At 56.3% G+C, this 1,397-nt stretch carries 2 protein-coding genes; both read left to right on the top strand.

Translation table 11 applies throughout. The features are described 5' to 3' along the window. Window positions 1-21 precede the first annotated feature (21 nt). Window positions 22-861, top strand: a complete 840-nt coding sequence (locus CGL56_RS17960; protein WP_406603296.1) for a LamG-like jellyroll fold domain-containing protein — start codon at window positions 22-24, stop codon at window positions 859-861. A gap of 297 nt (window positions 862-1,158) precedes the next feature. Then, the coding region (locus CGL56_RS18395; protein ID WP_222837682.1) for a hypothetical protein at window positions 1,159-1,397 on the top strand (239 nt) is incomplete at its 3' end.

The following is a 1,397-nucleotide window of genomic DNA, read 5'->3' on the forward strand; positions in this document are numbered from 1 at the left end:
GATTATTCTTTTGCTCTGAACGTGACAAGTCAGGGTGCGGTGGAGGTTAGATTTTTGCTGAATGGGGCCAATGCCAATACCAGCACGCGGGGTAAAGCCATTGTGGAAGGACAATGGCACCACATAGCCGCAACCTACGATGGGTCGACAGTTGCGTTATATCTCGACGGAACATTGGTGACAACTTCCAATAGGACCGGAGCCCTTCTCAATACAACCAACATGAAATTGGGTATTGGAAACCGCCCCGAGGGCGCAACGCCTGATCACCCCTTTGATGGAATGATTGATGAACTGCGGGTCTACGACCGCAGCCTGTCAGGGAGTGAAGTCAATAACCTGACCACCACCGAGGCCTACCGCCAACTGCCGGTAACGTTCACTTCATTCCAGGCTACACCAGCTTTTTCCGGAGTGGAATTGTACTGGACGGTTGAGGACCAGCGCGACAACGCCGGCTTCGCCGTAGAGCGGGCCACCGGCAATGCGGGTGTATTCACCGAAGTCGGATTTGTGGCAGCCCACGCTCACGGTGACTATAGCTACACGGACTACTCCGCACCGGCGGAGGCCACCCTGTACTACCGGCTGCGGCAGGTGGATCACGACGGCAGCGAGATGTACTCCAGCCTGGTCACCGTGGCTCCCCAGCAGCGCAATGAATTGACGGTTTTTCCGAATCCGGCCTCCGCTTCCGTAACCGTCAGCGGCAGCGGGGCCTACGTCATCCTGGATGGGTTCGGGAGGCGGGTAGCCTCCGGGACGGTAGTGGGGCAAGAGCGTGTTGCGGTAGCCGATCTCCCCGCCGGAACTTATACCCTCATGGTAAACCAGCAAGCTACCCGCTTCGTCAAGCAATAGTAAATCCGGGCCAGACTCCATCTGTCAGGAGTATAGTCCTTGCACCACTAGTGCCCCGCCTCCATTCGGAAGCGGGGCGCTTTTTTAATTGTGGGAAACCCGGAAAATTTTCTTAACGGATAATCTCAGGTTGTTACACGGGTTATGATGGTGTCCCTGGCAGCTAATGAGGCTAAGTAGCTGATGGGGAGGGGGTTGTTCCGCCGCTTGGCGGGCAGCTCCAAAATTGCCTTTGCCCCGTCTGATGCGGGGCAGCGGGCAAGTGTTTTGGTTTTTCACAGGTTATAAGACGTTAACATGAACATTCACACAATCGGGGTGAGCCTCCTTTTATGGGCTCTTCCCCTGGCCGTTCTGGCCCAGGCCCCTTCCACCAATGGCCTTGTCGCCTACTGGAAATTCGACGAAACCTCGGGCACGACCGCGAATGATAGGGCTGGGAATTACAATGCGACCCTTAATTCCGGTGCCTCTTTTGCACCCGGCCAGGGACAGTCCGGAGGTGCCCTGCAGTTGAATGACCTAACGGGTGGAGC

This window comes from Neolewinella marina, from assembly GCF_002631205.1.
Classification (GTDB): Bacteria; Bacteroidota; Bacteroidia; order Chitinophagales; family Saprospiraceae; genus Neolewinella; species Neolewinella marina.